Origin of the sequence: Photobacterium obscurum (genome assembly GCF_026191635.1) — a bacterium.
GTDB lineage: Bacteria > Pseudomonadota > Gammaproteobacteria > Enterobacterales > Vibrionaceae > Photobacterium > Photobacterium obscurum.
Window position 1 is genome coordinate 224,046 of record NZ_JAKRRW010000002.1, and the last position, 24,525, is coordinate 248,570.

Consider the following 24,525-nt stretch of genomic DNA (forward strand, 5'->3'; position numbering starts at 1 on the left):
GTGCAAACGCATACCGGTGCGCCATAAGATAAATAGGACGAAAAAGTGGTAAATAATTTTACAGTTGATGAACAAGCGCTCTCCCAGCGATTAATGAACTATCGTCGTGAGTTTCATCGTTATCCTGAATCGGCATGGTGTGAGTTTTTTACAACCAGCCGAATTGCGGGTCATTTACAATTGCTGGGATACGAGCTTTGTTTTTCTGATGCGATCATAGCGCGTGACACCATTATGGGGCGGGATGACGCTAACATTGTCAAAGCTCAAGAGCGTGCTATTACATGGGGAGCTCAGCTTGAGTTCCTCGCCCAAATGGATGGGGTTACCGGTGTCGGGGCGATCCTAGATACCGGACGTCCTGGCCCGGTCATGGCCATTCGGTTTGATATCGACGCTGTCGATGTGATGGAAAGCCAAGATGATTCGCATCGCCCTCGTTTTTTAGGCTTTGCCTCTTTAGCGCCGGGGGTTGCCCATGCATGTGGACATGATGCCCATGCTGCTATCGGACTGGGTATCGCAGAGGTGCTGGCAGAAAATAAAGACACCTTATGCGGCAAAATAAAGTTACTTTTTCAGCCTGCAGAGGAAGGCTGCCGTGCTGGTAAGGCAATTGCCGAAAGCGGTTGGCTGGATGACGTTGACTACTTCTTTGCTGCCCATATTGGAATGAACGTACCTAGCGGCACCTTGGTGTGTGACCCACAGCATTTTTTATGTAGCTCTAAGTTCGATCTTCATTTTTCGGGCAAACCTGCTCATGCCGGTATTGAACCGAATGCCGGTCGAAATGCCCTCGCGGCGGCCTGTACCGCAGTCTCGCAAATGTTAGCCATTCCGCGTCATCGAGATGGTATGACCCGTGTTAATGTAGGCCAGTTGCATGCCGGAGATGGACGTAATGTGATCCCTGCCAATGCTGTGCTGATGGGAGAGACCCGAGGTGAGAACCGCGAGTTGAATAACTATATGTATCAGCAGGTTGAGCAGATTGCACAGGCCTCTGCTATGATGCACGGCGTTCAGGTTGATATCAAAGCGCAAGGCGAAGCCATTGGGCTGCAAAACGACACCGAACTGGTTGAATTAATCGCCAAGGTAGGCCCTCAGAGCGGCTTTACTGAGATTATCCAAGCAAAAGATTTTGGTGCCAGTGAGGATGCAGGCTATCTGGTTGACCGCGTACAGTCGCGCGGCGGCAAAGCGATTTACTGCCTGGTGGGATCTGACCTGACTGCTGGTCACCACAACGGTGATTTTGATATTGATGAAAGCCGGATGCTGCCTGCGGTTAAGCTGTTTATCAATGCAATTCGACAGGTACAAACGACAGTAGATCCAGACGATATCGCATAATCAGTAGATTATAGTCAGCGTTCGTCTTGACGCGGTTCGGCCGATATTAAGTTGGCTATTTGGGGGATGGCACCGCCGGGTGCCATTGTCCTGCTAGCCATGCTTCAGAGTAAATCTTTCCTAACCACGAACAAAACCGTGTTACATCTAAGACACTTTCTTTGCTTCCGCGCGCCTAAATTCATCTAGTCTAAAAAGACTTTAATTAGTATGTGCGGGGTTGCCGATGGCCGAAAAAAGCGCAGATAAAGATGTGCCATCAGCACGTGGATTTTTATCAATAGATCCCACTTCTATCAATATTGCGTCTTTTAGCGTCAATAACTGGCTGATCCCATTTTGTCTTAGTGAAAAGTTTAAATTTGCTACCAGAGTGGCGATTAGTCTGACGCTGGCATTCTTAATCCCCATGGCGCTGGGCTGGCCGCAAGCATCTACGGCTGCAACGACTGTTATGCTAATTGCCTCAACGGGCAGCCGTCGAGAGTCGATAGCGAAAGGTACGCTTAGGGTGCTGGGGACTATTGTCGGCGCGATCATTGGTTTGATATTGGTCGGCTTTTTTGCCCAGGATCGGTTGCTTTACATGCTTTCGGTGTCGATTGTTGTCACTGTCATTTTTTATATCCGCAATGCTTACCTAGAGGATCCGACACTGTTCATGCTGACTGGTGTCATGATCTTGATGATGTTTAATGGCGGTGAGGCAGAAGGGGCTTTTATATATGGTTTAGACCGAACACACCTGACAGTTTTTGGGGTTGTGATTTACACCCTGGTCGGCGTGTTTATCTTTCCTCCCCGTATCGAACAAAATCTGCATCAGCTAGCTGACGAACTTGGCAAGATACAGTACCAATTATTCGAGTTAATCAGTGATAAGGCTATCGTAACAGACAAAGAGCGTGAAGCGACTGAAGAGACTGGAACTGAGGGTGAAGCGGTAGAGCCTGATTGCCCGCCTCAGCCTACAGTTTCAGAATTAATCTCGGCTCTCTATGCAGCCCAGGATGCTCTTGAATCTCGGTACAGCAGCATCAGCAAAGAATGCAGTGAAATTTCAGCATATAAAAAAGAATGGGATTATGCGCTGTATTACTATAAGCAAATTACCGAGTTACTGCTTTTTGCCGCAAAAGCCCACGATCAACTTTCGGTGCAGTCACACCACTATATTGAAAACTATGACCAACTTGTAGGTGATATAAGGCAACGATTTCAGCTGCTTCCCAGGGCGTGGGAGGAGAAAGATCTAAAAACACATGAGCAGAGTATTGCCGTTCTGTACGATACTGAGCAGATGAAACGAAGTGGTCACTTACTACGAGGTACCACGATTACAACTGGGTACCTTTATCATCAGCTGGGTGAAAAGTTGAACCGTCTTATCAGTACTATCAGCTGCATTGATTCAGTAACTGGTCGTGTCGCGTTTGCTGAATCCTTGCCAAGCGCACAGCCACGTTTCAGCTGGTGGGATGCCGAAAATGCCAAATCGGCCATAAAAGTGTTTGTTGTCTATTGGTTCACCGGCCTGATATGGATCTTATTTAACCCCCCGGGCGGGTATACCTTTGTTGTTTTTTCGACTTTGTTTGCTTCAATCCTCTCGTTTTTGCCTGTGCACCCGGTCATGCTGTTTATTCTTTTTACCCTGGGGTTTATTTTTTCAGTACCAGCCTATGTGTTTATTTTGCCGCAGCTAACACTTGGTTCTGAGTTGGCCATTTTTATTTTTATCTATACTTTTGTTGGCTTTTATTTATTTAAAGGGCCGATCACTATCTTCTTTTTAATTGGGATGTTTACCTTAGGCATTGATAACAACATGATTTATCATTTTGGCATTATTATGACCATTATAACCCTATTTTACATAGTGGTATTTGTTGTTGTATTGTCTTATTACCTGCCTTTTTCTTCCCGGCCTGAACACCTATTTCTGGTGATGAGAGAGCGTTTTTTTAGACATGTATTTGGCGTCATTTCCTGTCATCAGCGTTTATCACTCACTGTTTGGAATCGATGGCGTTTGAGGTGGCACCTAGTAACCATGAAAGTGACAGCAAAAAAGCTCAAAATGTGGGGGAGTAAGGTCAATGCTGATTACTATGAGAATCTGTCTACAGAGCAGTTGATGGCGTTCGCTAATCACTGTGATTTACTTTGTCATCATTTGGTTACTCTAAGCAAAGCTGAGCCTGGACTCAGGGCAAATCGATTAGTCGCTCAAGCAAGGGTGGCACATCGCGACCATGTTGTACCGGTAGTGGCACGACAGTTGGCCGAATTAAATGTGAAAAAGACAATTACCGATAATCAACTCGATGAGTTGTCGAATATAAAACAGGATTATAGTGAGCTTGAAAAGCAGCTAGATACTTTCTTTATAAATATAAAATGGTCTGAGTATTCAAAATCAGACATAGCAGGCTTTTATATTTTTCTAAACTTGAAAAAAAATGTTTTTGAGTCGTTGATGCAGAGCAAAGAGTCAAGCGATGCAATTAATTGGTCATCGTTAACTGAAAGTAAATTCTAGTGGGAGGGGGCAGTGCTGAAAGTCATGAAAACCATTATTGCTCTCTGTTCGATTGGAACGCTTACAGCTTGTTCTGTATCAGGTCCTGACTTTGAAGGGGTTGAAAAGGCCGCTTTGCCTGCGCAGTGGAACCAGCTGGATTATTTAGATAGTGGTTGGAAAACCGCGCAATGGTGGACCCAGTTTAGTGATCCTGTTCTTGACCGCCTTGTCGATCTGGCATCAAGACAAAACCTCGATTTGGAAGCCGCCGGGATGCGAATTTTACAGGCACGTGCTGCTCTGGGTATTGCTGATTCGTTTCGGTATCCACAACGTCAGGCTGTGTCAGGTAACTTGGCAAAAGTTTATCAAAATGAAAGGACCTTCGATAACGCCACACTGAGTTTTGATGCTGGCTGGGAGTTGGACGTATGGGGAAAGTTTGCTCGTGGTATAGAGTCTGCTGAAGCGGGCTTGTATGCCTCTATAGCCTCATACAGTGACATTATGGTGATTATTACGGCAGAGGTCGCTCGAAACTACGTTAACTATCGTACTTTTCAGGAAAGGGTGTTGCTTTCTGAGCGCAATATCGACATTCAGAAGCGGGTTGTCAGGATCACCCAGGTTCAGTTTGATTCAGGGAATGTGACGGAACTTGATGTCCAACAGGCCAAAACTCAACTCTATACCACTCAGTCTGCACTGCCGGGACTTAAAATAGGAATGATGCAGTCGCGTAATGCATTGGCTGTCCTGCTCGGTATTTTGCCTGAAGAGGTGGAGGGGCTGCTGGGGTCTTCAGCCATTGATGCCAAGATCAACTCCTTTGATGACAAATATACCAGAAGCCGTAATCAGCAAAAGTTAATCGGCTATGATCAGTACTCACTGATCCCCCGTCCGCCTTCAGTACGTACCGCAGTTGATGCATCCCTGGTGTTACGCCGCCCTGACTTGCAGTTGGCCGAGCTTCAGGCCCATGCTCAAAGCGCGCAAATTGGTGTTGCTGAAACAGAATTATTTCCAAAGTTTTCTCTGTTTGGTGCGATTGGCATCAACAGTACGGTCCCGGCGGGGAATGATTTTAGCTTCAGTGATTCACTAACCTTGTCTCTGGGGCCATCGTTTTCATGGAACATTTTTCAATACGGGCGAGTGAAAAATAATATTCGGCTTGAAGATGCACGTTTTCAGGAAACGTTGACGAACTACAACAAGCGAGTCTTGCTTGCTGTGCAGGAAGTGAGTAATGCGCTGGAGGCCTATCAGCTTAATACAGAACAGAAGGCATTGGCGTTTAATTCAGTTAATGCTTCAGTGCGGGCTTTTAATATCTCTCTGACGCAATATGAAAATGGTGAAATATCGTTTGAGCGTTTGCTGAACTCTATCGAGAAAATGACCCGAAGTGAAGATAGCTATGCGCTAGTCAAAGGTAATGTCGCCAATCAGGTGGTTGCACTTTATAAATCGCTTGGTGGTGGCTGGGAGGCATATACCGGCAGGGCATTTGTCAAAGAGCAGCATATTGAGCAAATGAGAGGCCGAACAAACTGGGGAGACATGCTAGATCAACCGGTTCTTCCGCCTTTGTCGACCGACCAAGTGAACAAGGCACAAATTCCATTTGGTGACAAAGCAAGAACAGACAGTGTCGACAATGGGGGAGACCCATGATGGAGATGCCTCACGAGCTAGCCATCGGAGATGTGTATTTCTCGCCCTTTCTTCTTGTGGTGATTATGGCCGTTATTGCGACGTGGGTTTCCGTTGCCGTTTTGAATAAGACCCGGCTTTCACGGTTGATCGCTTTTCCTTCGGTGACGTTTTTGGCAATTACGCTGTTGTATATCGTTGCTATCGATTCATTTTTCTTGCGGTTTTAGGTGTGAACGTGAACAAGATTAAAAAGTTATTCGTCATCGCGCTTAACGTCCTGATCATTGGTGGCGCTGTTTATTTTGGGTACCAAAAGTATGAAGAATACTTCAATAATCCCTGGACCCGGAACGGTCAAGTTCGGGCCAACGTGATCAAGGTTGCTCCGAGAGTGTCCGGCCCGGTTGTCCATGTGGCGGTAAATGATAACCAATTTGTTCGCAAAGGTGATTTACTGTTTCAAATTGATCCAAGCACCTATGAAGTGTCACTTGCTCAGGCAGAAGCCTCGTTGGAGCGAGATGTGATTAGTTCGCGTGGTAAGAAAATTGAATATGACCGCTTGCTAGATATAAGAGCCAGGGATAAGGGGGCGGTTTCGCATAAAGATCTTGTTCGACGACAGATAGCCTATCAGGAGTCGTTGCTGAAAATTAAAGTCTCAGAGCAGCAATTAAAAGCCGCGAAACTGAATTTGGCATTCACAAAAGTAGTCGCCTCCGTCGACGGCTATGTCTCGAACCTTGATATTAAGGAAGGGACTCAGGCCGTTGCTAATCAGCCGCTGGTTGCTTTGGTTGATGTTACCAGTTTCTGGGTTTTTGGCTATTTCCGCGAAAGCCAGTTAGAGAGCATCAGTATTGGTAATCCGGCGAGGGTAACCTTAATGGCTTATCCCGAGCAACCCATTGATGCGGTAGTTGATTCATTGGGGTGGGGGATCGCTCCGAAAGACGGCAGCGTTGGCTACAATTTACTGCCGAATGTTAACCCGGTATTTCAGTGGATCCGGCTAGCGCAGCGTATACCGGTACGTATTGCACTTAAGCAATTACCGGAAGGTGTTGATCTGAGATTTGGCCTGACGGCTTCTATTATGGTTATGCAGGATGATACAAAAAAATAATGCCTTGTTTTGGCTGTGGCATTTTCTGTGTAGAGGGGTGAAGAGGACCTATGGGTAAAAAAATCACAGAACAGAATAATTTTTATTATCTGACCTTAGCACTGGTTATCTTATTGCTGTGCTCTTCTTTCGAACAGGTGTTAACCACCGGCTTCCTGGATTTCCTACTACAGGGGGTGACGGTATTCACTTTTATTGTCTGTTTGTTGAGTCTCAAGTTTGACCAAAAATGGTTCCGCTTTTTGCTGGTGTTGGCGATTTGTTGGGCCGTGGTATCAGTTATCCAGCGAGTGTTAGGGATTAAAGAGGCTGATATTGTCGCTCTGACTTTAATGTTTACTTTCTATTTGGGGACTTTTTTATCTATCGTCCGTCAGATATTGATGACGGGGAGCATTGATAGCAATAAGGTTGTCGGTTCGCTGGCTTTGTTTTTACTGCTGGGATTAATGTGGGCAATTGCCTATTTAATGATCCTCGAATTCTCGGCGGAAGCTTTCACCGGAATGACTCAGCTACCTTGGGCCGACAATTATGGTAAAGCGACCTATTTCAGTTTTGTTACCCTAACGACGCTTGGTTACGGTGACATAAGCCCGATTTCACCGGTTGCCCAAGTTATTGTGTATTTGGAAGCAATAGCGGGTGTGTTCTATATGGCTATCGTAGTGGCCAGTCTGGTTGGCGCCAGCCAAAGTAATCAGGAAAAGAGCGATGGATAAACAACTCGAAAAACGTCAAAGCAATATATTTGTTAGTAATATGGTTGAGTCTGCAATTAGGATTGGGTTGCTATTTGTCTTGATTGTTTGGACTTATGACATTATTAAGCCTTTTATTATTCCAGTACTCTGGGGGGCTATTATTGCTGTCGCACTTATGCCTCTGACGATAAAACTGGCAGCGTTACTTAATGGCAGGCGCGGTTGGGCTGCTACTATATTGGCCCTGTTAGGTGTTGCCTTGCTGGTCACTCCCTTTGTGATGGTATCAGGCTCAATCATTGACGCCGCTACAAGCTTGACTGATGTCTTGCAACAGGGTGACGTAAAAATCCCTGGGCCAACACAGCGCGTTGCTGATATTCCTTTGATCGGAGGCCAACTTTATGAAGTCTGGGCCTTGTTTGCCTCAAACCTGGAGGCTGCAGTTGCTCGTTATTTGCCTGAAATAAAAGCCGCTGTGGGTGCCGCGGCAGGTATCTTGGGCAGCAGTCTTGCTACTTTGGTCATGTTCATTATTTCATTACTAATAGCGGCAGGCTTTATGACGCATGCTGAATCGATGTCTAAAGCCGTCCAAACTCTCTCGGTCCGAGTTGTGGGCAAACATGGGGAAGAGTGGGCAAACCTGACAGCGGCAACGGTTCGCAGTGTATTGCTCGGGGTTGTTGGGGTGGCATTCATCCAGTCTATCTTGGTGGGGTCGGCTTTTTTTATTTTCGGTGTGCCGGCCGCAGAATTGTTAACATTTATCGTCTTTATTTTTGGTATTGCGCAGCTACCAGCCACCTTGGTAGCGTTGCCGGTAGTTCTCTATGTATTTTCAGTTCAAGATACTACCCCGGCGACGATTTTTACGGTATGGGTATTAATCGCAGGCTTGTCGGATAATTTTTTGAAGCCGTTACTGATGGGACGGGGAGTTTCTATCCCGATGCCGGTAATTTTATTCGGTGCCATAGGGGGGATGATCTCTGCGGGTATTATCGGCCTGTTTTTAGGGGCGGTAATTCTGGCAATTTGGTATGAATTGTTTACCACTTGGATAAAACTGGAACAGCATGAGGCAACAGTAGAAGCGTCAGAAGAGAAACTGGCCCAAAGCACGCAATCTGAAAGTAATCAATGATTGGATAAGCATTATGGCCAGGGCTCCGAAATAGGTACTGAACATTAGAGGCAATTAGGATGGTAAAGTGAACAATAGCCTTGTTTGGGGCAGCTTCAAAGCCACTCGTTTTCGAGTGGCTTATTACTGTCGGTACCGAAGGTTATGGAGCGATGCAATTTAAGCAATATCAATTTCATCTTATAAAAGCAGGGATGCCGGCACCGATATGGTTATCGAAAGCAGCATCTGGCCCAATGCCTTACCCTGAGAATCCACCAATAATGAAGCGGTACCTCCTCCGCCCAAGGCCTCAGTCATCAGGAAGTTGAACCCATTCACGCCGGGAACATCAAAGCGCTCTACTTGACCTTTGACGGTGTGGGCGAAGTAGCCGGCCACAGCGTCGGCAGTTAGCTGTTCATAGAGGTACGGCAAATACTCCGGTTTGCGCGCAATAATGCCAATGTTGGCGTTGTTGCCCTTGTCTCCGCTGCGCGCATAGGCCAGTGTTTCCAGAGGGACGTCAATTAATACCTCACTTGGGGCTGTAGCATCTAAGGCATAATGTATGCCCAAGGCCATGTCGGAGGTTTCGTCCTTGTCGTAGCATTTCTCGATAATCACCTCGGTGCCAAGCTGAACCTTAACGGGTACCTGACTTTTCTGGATCAAGCAGGAGTGAACGCGCATTAGCGGGGAGGGGCGCGCCCGGCCAGCGCCAAACCCGGCTAAGCCCGGTGCTGCCGAGGTGGCGAGGTAGGCCATCTCTTGGGAAGCAAACTGCAGTGCCTCGCGACTGTTATGGTGCAGCCCGCATTTCCCTATCACCTCGCGGGTGTTTTGTACGCGGCTGTGTGGGCCGTAAGTGGCTTCGGCACCGATGATCTCGATGCTGACCTCGCGGTAATCCTCCCAGCCTTTTTTTTCAAAGACATCACGGGTTCGCTTTACCCAAGCTTCCAGGCTGGTACGGGCTTTGTCCGCACAACGCAGACCTCCCATAAAGAAAGTACCGATCAGGCGATAGCCATCTACATAGGTTGCACAGACTTTATACTGCTCTCCCGGAGCGCGTCCGACGGCACCTCTTACGTGGACCCTGTCCTTGCCTAGCTGTTTCAGTTTTACATTGCTGAAGTCACAGGCCACATCCGGCAGCAAGTAGTTGGCCGGATCGCCGATTTCATACAGGATCTGCTCTGCCACGGTGCCAATACTGACTAGCCCGCCGGTACCTTGCGGGATTTCAATGACAAAGCTGCCATCGGCACTGATTTCGGCAATGGGGTAGCTCATATTGGAAAAGTCGGGCACCAGGTGCCAGTCTGTAAAGTTGCCGCCTGTACACTGAGCGCCGCACTCAATCACATGCCCTGCCAGAGCCCCTTGCGCCAACCGGTTATAGGCGGCGTGCTGCCAGCCAAACTCATGCATCAGCGGCCCGAGTACCACGGCGCTGTCAACGATACGGCCTGTCACCACAATATCGGCGCCTGCCGCCAAGGCATCGGCAATCGGTTTGGCCCCAAGGTAGGCGTTCATGCTGGCTAGTTTGTTTGGAAGCGGTGCGCCGGTTTGCATCTCGGGCATGTCACCCGTCGCGAGTGCAGTGCTGCGTGGCAGCAGATCATCACCATAGACACCGGCAACCTTTAAGTCGAGTTGCAAAATATCACAGAGTTTTTCCAGCGCGGCAATACAGCCAGGTACATTGACGCCACCGGCATTGGCCACCACTTTGATACCTTGTCTGGCGCAGTCTGTGAGGACATCTTTCATCGCAACGGTGACAAAATCCACCGCATAGCCCAACTGTTCGTCTTTGGCTTTAGCGCGGGAGAGGATAGCCATGGTCACTTCAGCCAGATAATCGAAAACCAGGTAATCGATATTCCCTTTTTCCACTAGCTGACGAGCTGACAGTTGGCTGTCGCCGTAAAAGGCCGAGGCACAGCCAATACGTACTTTCTTATCTTTATCATTGATCATGATGATACCTCTTCAGCGTCACAGCGTACTGTGGCCAGCAATTGTTTGGATCTGACCTGTTGCCCTGGCTGGCAGGTGATGGCTGTTACCACGCCACTGATATCCGCCTTGAGCGGATGTTCCATCTTCATCGCTTCCAATACGACCAGAGTTTGTCCTGCTTTTACGCTATCGCCGTTTTTTACCGGTACATCAACGATGATGCCGTCCATAGAAGCGAGGATTTGGCCGCTGCCGACACCGCCAGCAGTTGCCGCGGGCTTATGGGTGATATCCTCAAAAATAAAGTGGCCGCTGCCGTCATCGAGATAGAGCGTCTTGTCATCGAAGGCAAAGTGCAGGGTCTCACGTACTCCGTCGTCAACGAGTATGCAGTAAGGGTTGTCAGAGCGAACCCACTCCAATACCAGCTCTTCATCGCCGACAGTCAAGTGATAATAGTGCCCTTTCTTCTCTAGGCTCCTTCTCTCCAGAGAGACAGAATGGGATTGGCCACCACATTCTAGTTGGTAAACATAGCGCTGCGAGGTTATGCCGCCCCAGCTCAGTTCTCCGGGACTAGCCGCAATGCCCTTATGAAAATACAGCAGGGCTGCCTTGGCTAGTGTTTTGGTCGACGGCGCTTTCTGGATCATGCTGGGATCGGTGGTAAAGTGACGTTCGATAAAGGCGGTGGTGGCTTCACCGGCTGCATAGACAGGGTGTTGTAAGATATTTTGCAGAAATAGCTTGTTGTTATTCACGCCCAGCAACTGGGTGTCTTGCAGGGCAGATGCCAGCCGGCGGATCGCTTCGTCCCGGTTATCACCATATGTAATTAACTTTGCGAGCAGCGGATCGTAGTAAGGGGATATCTCTTGCTCCGTTTGGATTCCATGATCGATACGGACGCCGTGCCGCACAGGAACATGCCAAAGGCGGACCTGGCCTGTCTGGGGGATAAAATCTTGGCGTGGGTCTTCGGCATATAGACGTACTTCCAGCGCATGGCCAGTCAGTGTGATTTGCGCCTGAGTCAATGGCAGGGCTTCACCGGCTGCGACTTTAAGCTGCCAGGCTACCAGATCCAGTCCGGTGATCAGCTCCGTCACGGGGTGTTCAACCTGCAAGCGGGTGTTCATTTCCAGGAAGAAGAAATTCTTGTCTTTATCGACCAGGAACTCCACCGTACCGGCTCCCAGATAGTGGCAGGATTTAGCGGCGTTTACTGCGGCTTCGCCCATCCGTAGGCGTAGGCTGTCGTCTACGAAAGGGGAGGGGGCCTCTTCGACGACCTTCTGATGGCGTCGCTGGATAGAACAATCACGCTCACCCAGATAGACGGCATTACCATGGGCATCGGCGAAGATCTGGATCTCGATATGACGCGGTTCAATCAGCGCGCGTTCAAGGATCAGCTCTCCGCTCCCAAATGCACTTTCCGCTTCAGAGCGTGCCGTAGCGATCTGCTCGGCCAGCTCACCCTCTTTCGATACCAGACGCATACCGCGGCCACCGCCACCGGCTGATGCTTTCACCATTAGCGGAAAACCAATTTCCAGCGCATTGGCAATTAGTGCCTCATCAGATTGTTCAGAGCCCTGATAACCGGGTATACATGGTACATCAGCTGCCATCATGGCAATTTTTGACTGACGTTTACTGCCCATCAATTCAATCGCACTGGCATAAGGGCCGATGAAGATAATGCCATCAGCTTCACATGCCCTGGCAAATCCGGCGTTTTCCGACAGGAAACCATAACCGGGGTGGATCGCATCAGCCCCTGTCTTTCGGGCTGCGTCCAGGATCTTGTCTGTTGCCAGGTAAGATTCAGCCACTGTTGCTGCGCCTATGTGTACAGCTTGATCTGCTTCGCTCACATGAAGGGCATTTTCATCAGCGTCACTGTAGACAGCAACGGTACGGAAGCCGAGATCACGGGCTGTGCGGATGATCCGTACAGCAATCTCTCCGCGGTTGGCAATCAGAATTTTATTGATGGGTTTTGTACTCATGGGTATGGCTCTCCATGTCCTATATCACAGGCAATATGTTTCAATAAGCTATAGCGTCCAATGGGGTTTTCGTTTTTCCATAAAGGCTTTGGTGCCTTCTTGCCCCTCTGAACTTTGCAATGCGGCTGAAAACATATCTGCAGCGCTATCTAGCAGCATTTCGATCTCAACGCTGCCAACCTGCAGCATCAATGCTTTGGTATTGGCGTTGGCTTCTGGCGCACAGCGCTTTACATGCTTTAAGACATCTTCGAGTTGCGCCTGCATCTCGTCTTCCGAGTATGTGAGGTAATGAGCGAGACCCAATTCACGGGCGGCTTCACCGTCAATACGCTCGCCGAGTAATGCCAGACGGCGGGCCTGGGTGAGACCAATTCGGGATACCACAAAAGGAGCGATTTGTGCCGGGATAATGCCAAGGCTGGTTTCCGGCATTGAGAACCTGGCATGTTTATCCGTAATTGCCACATCGGAGATGCATGCCAGACCCAGACCTCCACCCAAGACAGCTCCTTCGAGCAGGGTAACAACTACCTGGGGAGCCTTGTTCACTAATGTGATCATATGGCCAAAAAGGCGGCTGAAATGCCAGGCGGCCTGTTCAGCAGATATAAGATTGCCGTTAGCATCACATTCGGTGCTATTCATGTCCGAGATATCGCCGCCCGCACAGAAGTTGCCTCCGGTACCTCGCAATACCACGACACGAATGCTGCGATCATCGCTGATCGACTCAAATACACTCATGATCTCTTTGACTAACCCAGCATTCATCGCATTGCGCTTGTGGGGACGGTTTAAGGTGAGGGTAAGCACACCATCGCTATTTTCCAGCAGGATCTCTTGGCATTCAGGGAGCATGTTTTGGTTCCTTATAAACAAGCTTATAAACGAGCAATTCCGAAGGTATTGGTATTGACGGTACGCATTTCGGCTTCTCGGCAGACGCTCAGCACAAATGCCACCACAGCACGGGTATCCCTCGGATCAATGATCCCGTCATCCCATAACCGTGCTGTGTTGGCCAGTGCATGTGACTTGGCTTCCATCGTATCGACCGTGTCCTTTTCCAGCGCATCCAGCAGTGATTCGTTCACTTGCCCCGAGCGTTTCATTTTGGCTTCAGCGACTGTGCGCAGTACACTGCCGGCCTGCGTGGGGCCCATCACAGAAACGACGCTGCGGGGCCAGGCAAATATAAATCGGGGATCGATGCCACGGCCACTCATGGCGTAGTTGCCCGCGCCATAGGAGCCGCCGATCACTATGCTGATACGGGGTACGCTGCAATTGGTGACTGCCTGGATCAGCTTGGCTCCGTGCTTGATAATGCCGGCTTGCTCTGCTTCGGTTCCTACCAGAAAGCCGGTGGTGTTGTGCAAGAACAGCAGTGGTGTTCCAGATTGTTCGCAGAGCTGGATAAATTGCCCGGCCTTGGCAGCACCCTTGGCAGTGATGGGGGCGTTGTTTCCAATCACGCCGCATGCCCGGGCTTCAATCTCTATGTGGCCGCATATCGTACCCATGTCATAGTCGGGCTTGAACTCGAGAAAGTCTGAACCGTCTGCGATGCGGGCGATGATTTCGCGTACGTCATAAGGTGTTTTGGGATCTTCCGGCACAATCCCCAGCAATTCATCTGTAGGGTACAGTGGCGCTTTATACTCAGGCTCTGTTTGTACGGGCATCTTGTTATTCCAGCCGAGCTTTTCCGTGATTTCGCGGCAAATTCGAATACCGTCAGCATCATTTTCGGCTAGGTAATCAGCGGTGCCCGCAACTTCGCCGTGCATTTGGGCCCCCCCGATCTCTTCGTCGGTGGCAATTTCTCCGGTAGCGGCTTTTAACAAGGGAGGGCCGGCCAGGTATACGGTCGACTGCTTGCGGATCATGATGACATAATCGGATAGACCGGGTTGATAAGCTCCGCCGGCGGTGGCGCCGCCGTGCACAACGGTGATCTGGGGAATTCCGGCAGCAGAGAGCCGGGCTTGTTGGGCAAAACCGGCACCCGAAAAGGCAAACCAGTCTCCTAATAGTTTCAGGTTGCCACCACCGCTCTGCGCCAAAACGATAACCGGCAACTTATTTTCCTGGGCTAGCTGCATCATACGACGACGCTTGTGGCTGCCCAGCTCAGTAATACTTCCGCCTTTGGTCAGGTAATCATCCACCATGACAATACAGCGTACACCTGCAACATAACCTATCCCAGTGATACAACTGCCTCCTGCCGCAGAGCCATCCGTATCTTCTTCCTGCATGTAGCCGCATAATGTCGATAATTCCAAAAATGGCGTCGCGGCGTCGAGTAACTGAGCCAGGCGCTCACGGGGTGGGAGCAGGCCTTTTTTTATGTAACGAGGCGCCTTGGACTCGGCCGCCGCGATAACCTTCTGTTCAATTTCTCGAAACTCATCAACAGCCTTGCCCATGATCCGGGCATTATGGCGAAAGGCTTCAGAATTTGTGTCAATCCGTGATTCAATGATGGCCATACTTCCACCCTATCCGTAGTCAATGCGTCATTCCGTTCCTGAAATGACAAGTTGTGGGAGCTTTGCAATTACGAAACTACCCGATACGTTACTATCTCTTTTTAGGTAGTGTGTTCATATGCTTACAAATGATACCCAGCATGATCTCATCGGCACCGCCACCAATAGATGTCAAACGTGTATCACGGTACGCGCGGGAAATCGGGTTATCCCACGCAAAACCCATCCCTCCCCAATACTGCAAGCATGAGTCGGTTACTTCCCGTACCAGTCGGCCCGCTTTGAGCTTGGCCATAGATGCCTTCATAGTGACATCTCTACCGCTGATATAACCTTCGACTGCATCGTAGACCAGCGCTCTTAAGGCTTCGATCTCAGTTTGTAACTCCGCGAGCCTAAAGTGCACCACTTGGTTGTCGAGGATCGCCTTGCCAAAGGCCTGGCGTTCACTTGTGTACTCGATGGTGTTATTTATACAGGCTTCCATGGTCTTAAGGAGACCAGCTGCGCAAAAGAGGCGCTCTTCTTGAAATTGCAACATCTGATAACCGAATCCGGCACCTTCTTCCCCGATACGGTTGCATTGAGGGACACGGACGTTGTCGAAAAAGACCTGTGCGGTATCTGAGGAGCGCATGCCCAGTTTGTCCAACTTGCTAGAAAGTGACACGCCCGGCAGATTGGTAGGAACAAGGATCAAGGATTTGTTTTGATGGGGGTTACCTTCGCTGGTATTGGCTAATACACACAGGTAGTCAGCTTGCGTAGAGTTGGTGATCCACATTTTGGTCCCGTTGATCAGATAATCATCACCATCTTTTCTGGCGGTTGTTTTGATCGCTGCAACATCGGATCCGGCATGAGGTTCGCTGACTGCTATGGAAAATACGGCTTCACCGGAAATTGCCAGGGATAAATAGTCGCGACGCAGTTCATCATTGCCAAACTTGGCCAAGGCTGGGGTGGCCATATCTGTTTGCACCCCAATACCCATGGAGACACCGCCACTGGTGATCCGGCCGAGTTCTTCAGAAAATACAACTTGGTAACTATAGTCCAGGCCTAGACCTCCATACTCAGTCGGCTTGGTTATACCTAATAAGCCCAAATCCCCCATTTTTTTGAAAAGCTCATGGGCCGGAAATATTCCGTCTTTTTCCCACTGGTCACAGTATGGGTTGATTTCTTTGTCGATAAACCGGGAAATTGTTTGGCGAATCGCATCATGCTCTTCGGTAAAGTTCATATTTGCCTCCATGCAAAAAACAGTATTACTGCGCTGTTTGTAGGCATAATCGCTAACTTTGACTGTTCAGCCAGTGCGTTGTACTTGCTGGTTAGTACGGAGCAACTGACTGTCTTTGGTAGGAATTTCTGGGGTCAGCCATTTCTACCCTGTAGTAGTCTAGTCATCAACTCATGAGCTTGCTGAGTAATTGTTCCATCTATTAGGAAGGGAGTATAACTAATTAGTAAAAATCTAATATTTAAGAAAAGGCGGCAGCCCTAGTTTGGTTTGGTCTGCGATGGATAAGTGGAAAGTTGAATATTTGCTCTATACTGGAACAGAAAGAAACGAAACAAGAAAGTGACGTGCGGGATTAACGTTGAAAAAGTTGAAAACACAAAAGGAAGTGAAAAATCATGGGAACAATATTCGATAAGGCCAGACGCTTGATCAACAGATTGGAAGTGATCACAAGTACCTATAGATTGCCTAAAGTCAAACCCGATGAAGCGAATAGCAGCGCACCGTTAACCGATTTTTCAGGAAGTTTGGCAAACAAAACGGTTTTTATCAGTGGAGGTTCCCGAGGCATTGGCTTTGCCATTGCCAAGCGCTGTGCAGAGGAAGGAGCGACTGTTATTATCGCAGCGAAAACCACCGAGCCACATCCGAAATTACCGGGGACAATATATACCGCAGCCGACGAAATCAATCGAATGGGGCGAGGCAGGGCGATTCCTGTCGTCTTGGATATTCGGGATGAAACCGCAATAAAACAGGCCGTAGAACAAGCTGTTGAGCAGACGACTGGTATCGATGTCCTGATCAATAATGCCAGCGCTATTCATCTGGAAAATACCGAAAACACCCCCAGTAAGAGGTTTGATCTTCTCTATTCTATCAATGTCCGTGGCACCTATTTACTGACCCAAGCCTGCCTGCCTTATCTGAGAAATTCAGACAACCCACATATTGTGACGCTTTCACCACCGATTAATCTTAGTCCTAAATGGTTCAAGAACTACGGTGCCTATACCACCTCAAAATATGCCATGTCGATGCTGGCACTGACATTCTCTGAGGAGTTTAATACCTATGGTATAGCGTCTAACGCTTTGTGGCCGAAAACATCGATTGCGACAGCTGCGATATTGAATATGAGCACGGGTAAACTGATGAAGGATCACTCTCGGCATCCTGAAATCATGGCTGACGCCTGCTATGAAATCATTACTCGCGATGCTCAGCATTGTTCAGGGAATTTCTTTATTGATGAAGAGGTGCTCAAACATCAAGGGATCACTGATTTTTCCCGCTATGCCTGTAAACCGGGCGCGAGCTTGCAGCGGGATCTCTTTCTGGAAGGCTAGGAAACACCCTAGTCCTTGATAGTTATGCTATTGTCACAGACACTATCGGTGATGCAGGAGTTGAATCAGCTCCAGTCGGGAGTCTTTGTGGCAATGAATCATTTCTTTAAACAGCTATATGACTATATCAATCCAACGGTAAATACAGATCTTAAGCCTGCCGCATCTCAATGGCAGTCGCAGTTGCCGACTATCTGGTTGCTTGGTAAGACCGGGGCGGGGAAGTCGTCTCTGGTTCAGGCGGTTACAGGCAACTCGGCCATTGAGGTGGGTAATGGCTTTCAGCCGTGTACCCAAACATCGGTGACTTACCGGTATCCAGAAATTAATCCGTTGTTTTGTTTTCTTGATACCCGTGGGCTTTCTGAAGCCGATTATGATCCCGAGGATGATATCGAAGCCTGCCAACATCAGAGCCACGCGTTACTGGTGGTGATGAAAGCCGAAGAGCCTGAACAGAGCAGCGTGCTTAATGCATTGAAGAAAATCCGAAAATCAGGTGCAATTAAGCAGTTGTTAGTCGTTCATACCGGTATTTGTGCTTTGCCTGGTCAGGAGGAGCGGCAACGGGCGATTGGCTACAACCAGGATCAGGTACAGCAGATTTGGGGCGGTGAGGTGAAATCAGTTTGCCTAGATTTCGGTTCTGAGAGAGAGCTGGCTGCTGGGATGACTGAGCTTAACGCAGCGTTAGCTGAAATGTTACCGATCCTGTACCTGCTGGGGGATGAGAAAGAACACCAAAGCCGTGAAGAAGCCAATTTTAGCCGATTGAAGCGTGAAGTGATGTGGTATGCGGGTACTGCCGGGGCAAGCGATGCTATTCCGGCTGTCGGTTTGGTTTCCGTACCTGCTATCCAGGGAAAAATGTTGCACAGTTTGGCAAACCAATATGGTGTCGAGTGGGATAAGCAACGATTTGGTGAATTTGCCGGCCTGCTTGGTACCAGCTTTGTGGTTCAGTACCTATCTAAGCTTGGGCTGCGACAATTGGTGAAATTAATTCCTGTCTATGGGCAAACTGTAGGCAGTGCGACGGCTGCAGCGGTGAGTTTTGGCTCGACATATGCCATCGGGCGAGCAGTATGTAAATACCTCTATCATATCAGTAAAGGCGAGCCTGTTTCCGAGCGGGAAATCAAACGGGCTTTCGAGCAAGCTTTTAATCATGGCAAGGATGTAGCAGCGCGTGAAGCGAACAAAAAACAGCATTAATGCATTAACCCAGCTTTCAGGCGGGGTATTACCGTTGCTTATGACACTCTTGGTGTTGCCGGTATTGGTGCTGGCGCTTATCGGGGTTGTGAGCCTGATCCAGAATGGCTATTGGCTTATGTTTGCTCTGTTGCTTGGTCTGTCTGCAGCAGCGGTACTGTTACCATATTTCTGGCTACGTAAGAACAGGCAACAGGCTGAGGTTGAAGTGGGCTCGTTGGCTGACTACGAGGTCGAGACTTCGGGGCAGTGGAGTGAGTTTGATCAGGCAGTATGGCAACAACTTAACTGTAAGATAGACAGCCAACTGGCATCAGCCTGTGAATGGAGCCAGTTGCGTGAACATGCGCTAGACCTCGCAACCGAAGTGGCAGAACAATATCACCCGGACAAATCAGCGAAGGAATTAGCCTTTACAGCACCGGAATTCTTGCTGATGGTTGAGGAAGTCAGCCGGCGTTACCGCCAGTTTCTCTTGGATCATGTCCCCTTTGTGGAAAAGATTCGCCTGACGACGCTTAAGCAAGGATATGAGCAAAAAGATAAATTAGGTGTCGCAAAGCATGCCTATGATATTTATCGGGTATTTAGGATGATGACACCAGCAGGGTTGGTCGCGGAAGCGAGAGGGCAACTGTTGGGGCGTTTGTTTGATGAAGTGAGTGACGAGGTTCAAGCAAAATTGAAGCGTGTATTGCTTCAGGAAGTCGCATCAGTAGCCATCGACTTATACAGCGGCCGTTTTACGAAAAGAGATCATGAACTTGATGTTAGCAAAGTTTCATTAGCCGACCAGCAAAGGTTTGTTGCAGAGATAGAACCTCTGCGAGTCGCTGTTGTGGGGCAAATAAGTGCAGGTAAATCTTCGCTGATCAATGCTATTGCGGGCAGTATGGTCGCAGAGGTTAGTGTCTTGCCATCAACCGAGAATGTGACTGTGCACCGTTGTGATGTTGATGGTATTGATTGGATACATCTTGTCGATCTACCCGGTATTGATGGCAAGCAAGTGACTGATCAATTACTGCTGGAGCAAATGGTCAGCAGCGATTTGGTATTTTGGGTGATGAAAGCAAATCAACCGGCTCGCCAGCTCGATGTTGAACTGAAACGTCAGTTTGATGCATTTTATTGCGACGAAAAAAATCGAAATCGGAAGAAACCGTTAATTTTAGCTCTTGTTAATCAGATAGATAGGTTGCAGCCAATACATGAATGGCAACCTCCTTATGATCTAGTTCAACCAAGTAGCGCAAAAGCCAAGACGATTAAGGCAGCGCAAGATTTTAACCAGCAGCAAATAATGCCAGATGAGATCCTATCTATAGCTGTGCGGGATGGTGCCGAAAATTATAACATCGAAAAAATAGCTGAATTTATACTCTTTAATTATGAAAACGGCGTCAATGTTCAGCTGAACAGGCGTCGTATCGATACTCGTAATCTCCATCTTACTGATCAATTCAAACGAATGTACCGGTTAGGACAAAAGGCGCTGCAAACAACATTTCTTCAAAAATAGCCGCTAGTGGCTATACCTGTCTTACATCATTCAAATTGATGCATAATCATTCGTGTAATTGTGCGACTGATCATATATTCGTAACAGATTTGCTATGTAGTGTTTGCAAAATAAGCTGAAACAATTCAGCATTAGAGCTGAAAGGTTTCAGCAGAGCTTCAGCAATAATCACAGTTCTTCTGAATCTTTTTATTTCAGTAAAAGCTGAAAGGTTTCAGCAAAGTTGAAAGCTAACTAAAATTAAAGGCGTGTAGAGAAAGTGCGAACTGGCCTTTCGTCGACTAACCGAATACTGGAGAGAGTGAATGTTGTCACTATCAATTAATGATATTCAGCTAAAGCAAGGCGCAGCTGATAAACAAGAAGCCATTAAGGCATTGGCTGCAGGTCTGGAACAGCAAGGCCTGGTTGAAAGCGGTTATGTCAACGGCATGCTGGCTCGTGAAGCCCAGAATTCAACGTTCCTCGGTAATGGTATTGCTATTCCTCACGGAACCACGGACACCCGAGGGCTGGTAAAGCAAACGGGTGTACGAATCCATCACTTCCCGCAAGGTGTAGATTGGGGGGGTGGTAATACCGCTTACCTAGCAATTGGCATTGCTGCTAAGTCGGATGAGCATCTCGGGATTTTGAAGCAACTGACAAAAGTGCTGTCTGCCGATGGCGTTGAAGAAAAGCTGAAGCAAAGTGATAGCGCTGAAGGCTTAATTTCTATCCTTAATGGTGATGAGCAATCGGAAGCCGAATTTGATACCGGACTCATTCAACTCGCTTTCCCGGCAACAGACCTTATTCAGTTAACGGCCGTAGCTGCTGGTTTGATTAAGAACCGAGAAGCTGCAGGAAATGCCTGCGTTGCGGATGCTATTTCATCAGGTGTCAGTTATCTGGGACAAGGTTTGTGGCTGGCCAAAAGTAGTAAAGACGTCAGCAAAACAGCACTGGCCTTTGTTACGCCTGCCACCGAATTCGAAGAGCAGGGCAAACCCGTGAAAGGGTTACTGATGGTAGCTGCGTGCAATGGTTCGCACCTTAATAACATGAATTATCTTTCCCAACTGCTCTATAAGCAGCAGGCAGAAAAGCTTGTTTCAGCAGACAAAGACAAAATTGTTTCGTTGCTGACGCAAGAAACCATCGAAGGTAATACGGATGTGTTCAAGATCCGCAACCCTCACGGTTTGCATGCCCGTCCTGGTGCGATGCTGGTAAGTGTCGCCAAGAAGTTTGAATCGAACATTCTGGTTTCGAACTTAAATGGTGATGGCAAGGCGGTGAATGCCAAGAGCCTGATGAAGGTGATTGCATTGGGTGTGAAGCAGAGCCACGAGTTGCAGTTTACCGCCCAGGGGGATGATGCCGAGCTTGCGCTTGCCGCGATCGGACAAGCTATCGCTGATGGTTTGGGTGAGGGCAAATAATGACTGATTTCGAAACAATGGTTAGTCGTCAAAAGCCAAAGGTCGTCACCATAACCTTGAATCCGGCTCTGGACTTGACGGGTAACCTGAAGGCCTTGACCACTGGTACGGTAAACCTTGTCGAAAAGGGAAGCCTGCATCCTGCCGGTAAAGGGGTGAATGTGGCTAAAGTGCTTGCTGAACTGGGTGCGGAGGTGACGGTAACCGGGTTATTAGGCGCCGATAACCAAGAACCGTTTTGCCAGCTGTTTGAGGAGCTGGGGGTAAACGACGAGTTTGTACGTGTTCAAGGCGCGAGCCGTATCAACGTCAAGTTAGTCGAATCCAGTGGGCAGGTCAGCGACATTAACTTCCCGGGTGTTGTAGTGTCAGAGCACGATATCCAACAATTTGAGCAAACCCTGTTTGCCTTGTCTGAAAGCCACGACGTGTTTGTGATGGCGGGAAGCTTGCCAAGAGGTATTACCCCAGAGCTGTGTGCAACCTGGGTGTCCCGACTTCAAGCGTGTGGTAAGCATGTCTTTTTTGATAGCAGCAAGGCCGCACTGTCTGCCGGCTTGAATGCCGCGCCTTGGTTGGTGAAGCCGAATGATGAGGAGCTGTCAGATTGGGCTGGGTGTGAGTTAGAAACAGAGCACGATTTAATTGAGGCGGCGGAGCAGCTGGCTCGAAAAGATATCGCCAATGTGGTGGTGTCTTTAGGGGCAGAAGGCGTGATGTGGCTCAATCATGAAGGATGGTTGCGCTCATTGCCGCCAAAAATGAATGTTGTGAGCACTGTCGGAGCCGGGGATACCTTGGTGGCTGGGCTGTGCTGGGGGCAACTTAATAACTGGAACAAACAAGAGACGCTTAGTTTTGCCACCGCGCTTTCAGCGCTGGCTGTCAGCCAGGTAGGCGTCGGGGTTGAAGATCTCAACGCGGTACTGGCTGTCAAAGAAAGCGTGCAACTATCAGACAATAACGTGAAGAGCTAACACGGATCAGAGGGTATCAAGATGAAAATCGCAGTTGTAACAGCTTGCCCAAGTGGCATTGCAAATAGCGTGATTGCCGCGGGCTTAATGGAAAAGGCCGCAGCTGAACTAAAATGGACGGCTGATATTGAATGTCAGTCAACGGTAATGCCGGTCAAGGCGTTAACGAATACCCAGATTGCTGACGCGGATTGTATCGTGATTGCTGCCAATACGGCAGTCGACACGACACGTTTCAAAGGAAAGAAAGTATATCAGTCTGATATCGGTGCTTGTCTTGCTGATCCGAAAATGTATCTTGAACAAGCGGTTGCCCAGGCTCGGGTCTCGAAAGTCGTTAATACAACTCCTTCGGCAGGTGCTGTCACGGCTGTATCAACAGGAGCGAAGAAAATTGTAGCGATCACGGCTTGTCCGACAGGGGTTGCACACACCTTTATGGCCGCCGAGGCGTTGGAAGATGAGGGCAAACGCCAAGGGCACCAAATCAAGGTAGAAACCCGAGGCTCTGTGGGGGCCAAGAACCAGCTGACCGCAGATGAAATTGCAGCGGCTGATCTGGTGATTATTGCGGCTGATATTGAAGTTGATTTGGCCCGTTTCGACGGTAAAAAGCTGTATAAAACCAGTACTGGTCTAGCTCTGAAGAAAACAGCTCAGGAGCTGGATACAGCATTCACAACTGCCACGGTGTATAAACACGAAGCAGGGGCATCTTCTGAAGCAGGACAAAAGCAAGAAAAAACGGGAGCCTACAAACACTTGATGACAGGTGTTTCGCATATGTTGCCGTTGGTTGTTGCTGGTGGTTTGGCTATCGCGCTGTCTTTCGTTTTCGGTATCGAAGCCTTTAAGGAAGAGGGGACACTGGCGGCAGCCCTGATGACTATTGGTGGCGGTTCGGCCTTTGCCCTTATGGTTCCAGTACTTGCCGGCTTCATTGCTTTCTCTATAGCTGACCGTCCCGGTCTGGCGCCGGGCTTGATTGGCGGTATGTTGGCAAGCTCGACTGGGGCCGGTTTCCTCGGTGGTATCGTGGCGGGTTTCCTTGCGGGTTACAGCGCCAAGCTGGTGGCAGATAAAGTGAAGTTGCCGCAGTCGATGGAAGCACTGAAACCGATTTTGATTATTCCTTTGGTCGCAAGTTTAATCACCGGTTTGATCATGATATACGTTGTTGGTGGCCCGGTATCTGCTGCGATGACAGGTCTGACTGATTTCCTTAATAATATGGGATCGGCGAATGCTGTACTGCTGGGCATTATCCTTGGTTGTATGATGTGTTTCGACTTGGGTGGTCCGGTTAACAAAGCGGCATATACCTTTGGGGTTGGTCTGTTGGCATCACAAACTTATGCGCCGATGGCTGCAGTAATGGCGGCTGGTATGGTTCCGGCTCTTGGTATGGGACTGGCGACTTTCCTTGCCAAACGTAAGTTCAATGCGAGTGAATCTGAGGCGGGTAAAGCGTCTTTTGTACTGGGTCTGTGTTTTATCTCAGAAGGTGCAATTCCGTTTGCAGCGCGTGATCCTATGCGTGTTATCCCAAGCTGTATGGCAGGGGGAGCTCTGACTGGTGCACTTTCTATGTTATTCGGCGCGAAGCTGATGGCACCACACGGTGGCTTGTTTGTGCTGTTCATTCCGAATGCGATTACCCCTGTACTAATGTATTTGGTTGCTATCGCTGCGGGTACAGTTGTAACTGGTGTGACTTATGCCTTCTTGAAGAAATCTGACGAAGAGCAGTTGGTAGCCGCAACCGCAAAGTAGTATTGAAATAAAGAGAGCCCCGGCATTG

The 24,525-nt window shown here is 48.8% G+C and carries 18 protein-coding genes; 13 read left to right on the plus strand and 5 right to left on the minus strand.

Annotation, left to right across the window (positions count from 1 at the left end):
• Positions 1-45 precede the first annotated feature (45 nt).
• The 7 genes from MD588_RS03285 to MD588_RS03315 all read left to right on the plus strand — a co-directional run bounded on the left by MD588_RS03285 (position 46) and on the right by MD588_RS03315 (position 8,522).
• On the plus strand, positions 46-1,359 hold the full coding sequence (locus MD588_RS03285) for an amidohydrolase (protein ID WP_265695411.1): 1,314 nt from the start codon (positions 46-48) through the stop codon (positions 1,357-1,359).
• A 226-nt stretch (positions 1,360-1,585) separates the two neighbouring features.
• A complete protein-coding gene (locus MD588_RS03290; RefSeq protein ID WP_407676534.1) occupies positions 1,586-3,901 on the plus strand; it encodes an FUSC family protein in 2,316 nt (771 codons plus the stop codon).
• A gap of 24 nt (positions 3,902-3,925) precedes the next feature.
• Positions 3,926-5,563 carry a TolC family protein gene (locus tag MD588_RS03295; protein WP_265695624.1) on the plus strand — a complete coding sequence of 546 codons (1,638 nt, stop codon included), beginning with the start codon at positions 3,926-3,928 and terminating at the stop codon, positions 5,561-5,563.
• 5 nt (positions 5,564-5,568) lie between these two features.
• A complete protein-coding gene (locus MD588_RS03300; RefSeq protein ID WP_265695625.1) occupies positions 5,569-5,772 on the plus strand; it encodes a DUF1656 domain-containing protein in 204 nt (67 codons plus the stop codon).
• A gap of 17 nt (positions 5,773-5,789) precedes the next feature.
• Entirely contained in the window at positions 5,790-6,671 is an 882-nt protein-coding gene (locus MD588_RS03305) for an HlyD family secretion protein (protein WP_265695626.1), read from the plus strand.
• Between the two features lie 50 nt (positions 6,672-6,721).
• The gene (locus MD588_RS03310) at positions 6,722-7,393 is read left to right on the plus strand and encodes a potassium channel family protein (protein ID WP_265695412.1); all 672 of its coding nucleotides are present in this window, start codon (positions 6,722-6,724) and stop codon (positions 7,391-7,393) included.
• Positions 7,386-8,522, plus strand: a complete 1,137-nt coding sequence (locus tag MD588_RS03315) for an AI-2E family transporter (RefSeq protein ID WP_265695414.1) — start codon at positions 7,386-7,388, stop codon at positions 8,520-8,522. Before MD588_RS03310 ends, MD588_RS03315 begins: the two co-directional genes overlap by 8 nt.
• A gap of 180 nt (positions 8,523-8,702) precedes the next feature.
• On the opposite strand, the gene MD588_RS03320 is transcribed toward MD588_RS03315, so the two are convergent.
• From MD588_RS03320 to MD588_RS03340, 5 genes are all read right to left on the minus strand, one after another.
• Positions 8,703-10,493 (minus strand): acyclic terpene utilization AtuA family protein, encoded by a 1,791-nt coding sequence (locus MD588_RS03320; RefSeq protein WP_265695415.1) that lies wholly within the window; start codon positions 10,491-10,493, stop codon positions 8,703-8,705.
• On the minus strand, positions 10,490-12,490 hold the full coding sequence (locus tag MD588_RS03325; protein WP_265695416.1) for an acetyl/propionyl/methylcrotonyl-CoA carboxylase subunit alpha: 2,001 nt from the start codon (positions 12,488-12,490) through the stop codon (positions 10,490-10,492). Before MD588_RS03325 ends, MD588_RS03320 begins: the two co-directional genes overlap by 4 nt.
• A gap of 48 nt (positions 12,491-12,538) precedes the next feature.
• Positions 12,539-13,351 carry an enoyl-CoA hydratase/isomerase family protein gene (locus tag MD588_RS03330; protein ID WP_265695418.1) on the minus strand — a complete coding sequence of 271 codons (813 nt, stop codon included), beginning with the start codon at positions 13,349-13,351 and terminating at the stop codon, positions 12,539-12,541.
• Between the two features lie 23 nt (positions 13,352-13,374).
• The gene (locus MD588_RS03335) at positions 13,375-14,988 is read right to left on the minus strand and encodes an acyl-CoA carboxylase subunit beta (RefSeq protein WP_265695420.1); all 1,614 of its coding nucleotides are present in this window, start codon (positions 14,986-14,988) and stop codon (positions 13,375-13,377) included.
• A gap of 91 nt (positions 14,989-15,079) precedes the next feature.
• A complete protein-coding gene (locus MD588_RS03340; RefSeq protein WP_265695421.1) occupies positions 15,080-16,234 on the minus strand; it encodes an acyl-CoA dehydrogenase family protein in 1,155 nt (384 codons plus the stop codon).
• A gap of 398 nt (positions 16,235-16,632) precedes the next feature.
• On the opposite strand from MD588_RS03340, the gene MD588_RS03345 reads away from it, so the two are divergent.
• From MD588_RS03345 to fruA, 6 genes are all read left to right on the plus strand, one after another.
• Positions 16,633-17,586: an SDR family oxidoreductase gene (locus tag MD588_RS03345; protein ID WP_265695422.1), complete on the plus strand. Its 954-nt coding sequence runs from the start codon at positions 16,633-16,635 to the stop codon at positions 17,584-17,586.
• Between the two features lie 93 nt (positions 17,587-17,679).
• Entirely contained in the window at positions 17,680-18,801 is a 1,122-nt protein-coding gene (locus tag MD588_RS03350) for a YcjF family protein (protein ID WP_265695627.1), read from the plus strand.
• A complete protein-coding gene (locus tag MD588_RS03355) occupies positions 18,776-20,323 on the plus strand; it encodes a GTPase family protein (RefSeq protein ID WP_265695423.1) in 1,548 nt (515 codons plus the stop codon). Before MD588_RS03350 ends, MD588_RS03355 begins: the two co-directional genes overlap by 26 nt.
• A gap of 305 nt (positions 20,324-20,628) precedes the next feature.
• Positions 20,629-21,747: a fused PTS fructose transporter subunit IIA/HPr protein gene (gene fruB, locus MD588_RS03360; RefSeq protein WP_265695424.1), complete on the plus strand. Its 1,119-nt coding sequence runs from the start codon at positions 20,629-20,631 to the stop codon at positions 21,745-21,747.
• A gap of 17 nt (positions 21,748-21,764) precedes the next feature.
• Positions 21,765-22,724, plus strand: coding sequence for a 1-phosphofructokinase (gene pfkB, locus MD588_RS03365; protein ID WP_407676537.1), 960 nt, complete (start codon positions 21,765-21,767; stop codon positions 22,722-22,724).
• 21 nt (positions 22,725-22,745) lie between these two features.
• Positions 22,746-24,497, plus strand: coding sequence for a PTS fructose transporter subunit IIBC (fruA, locus tag MD588_RS03370; protein ID WP_265695426.1), 1,752 nt, complete (start codon positions 22,746-22,748; stop codon positions 24,495-24,497).
• The last annotated feature ends 28 nt before the right edge of the window (positions 24,498-24,525 follow it).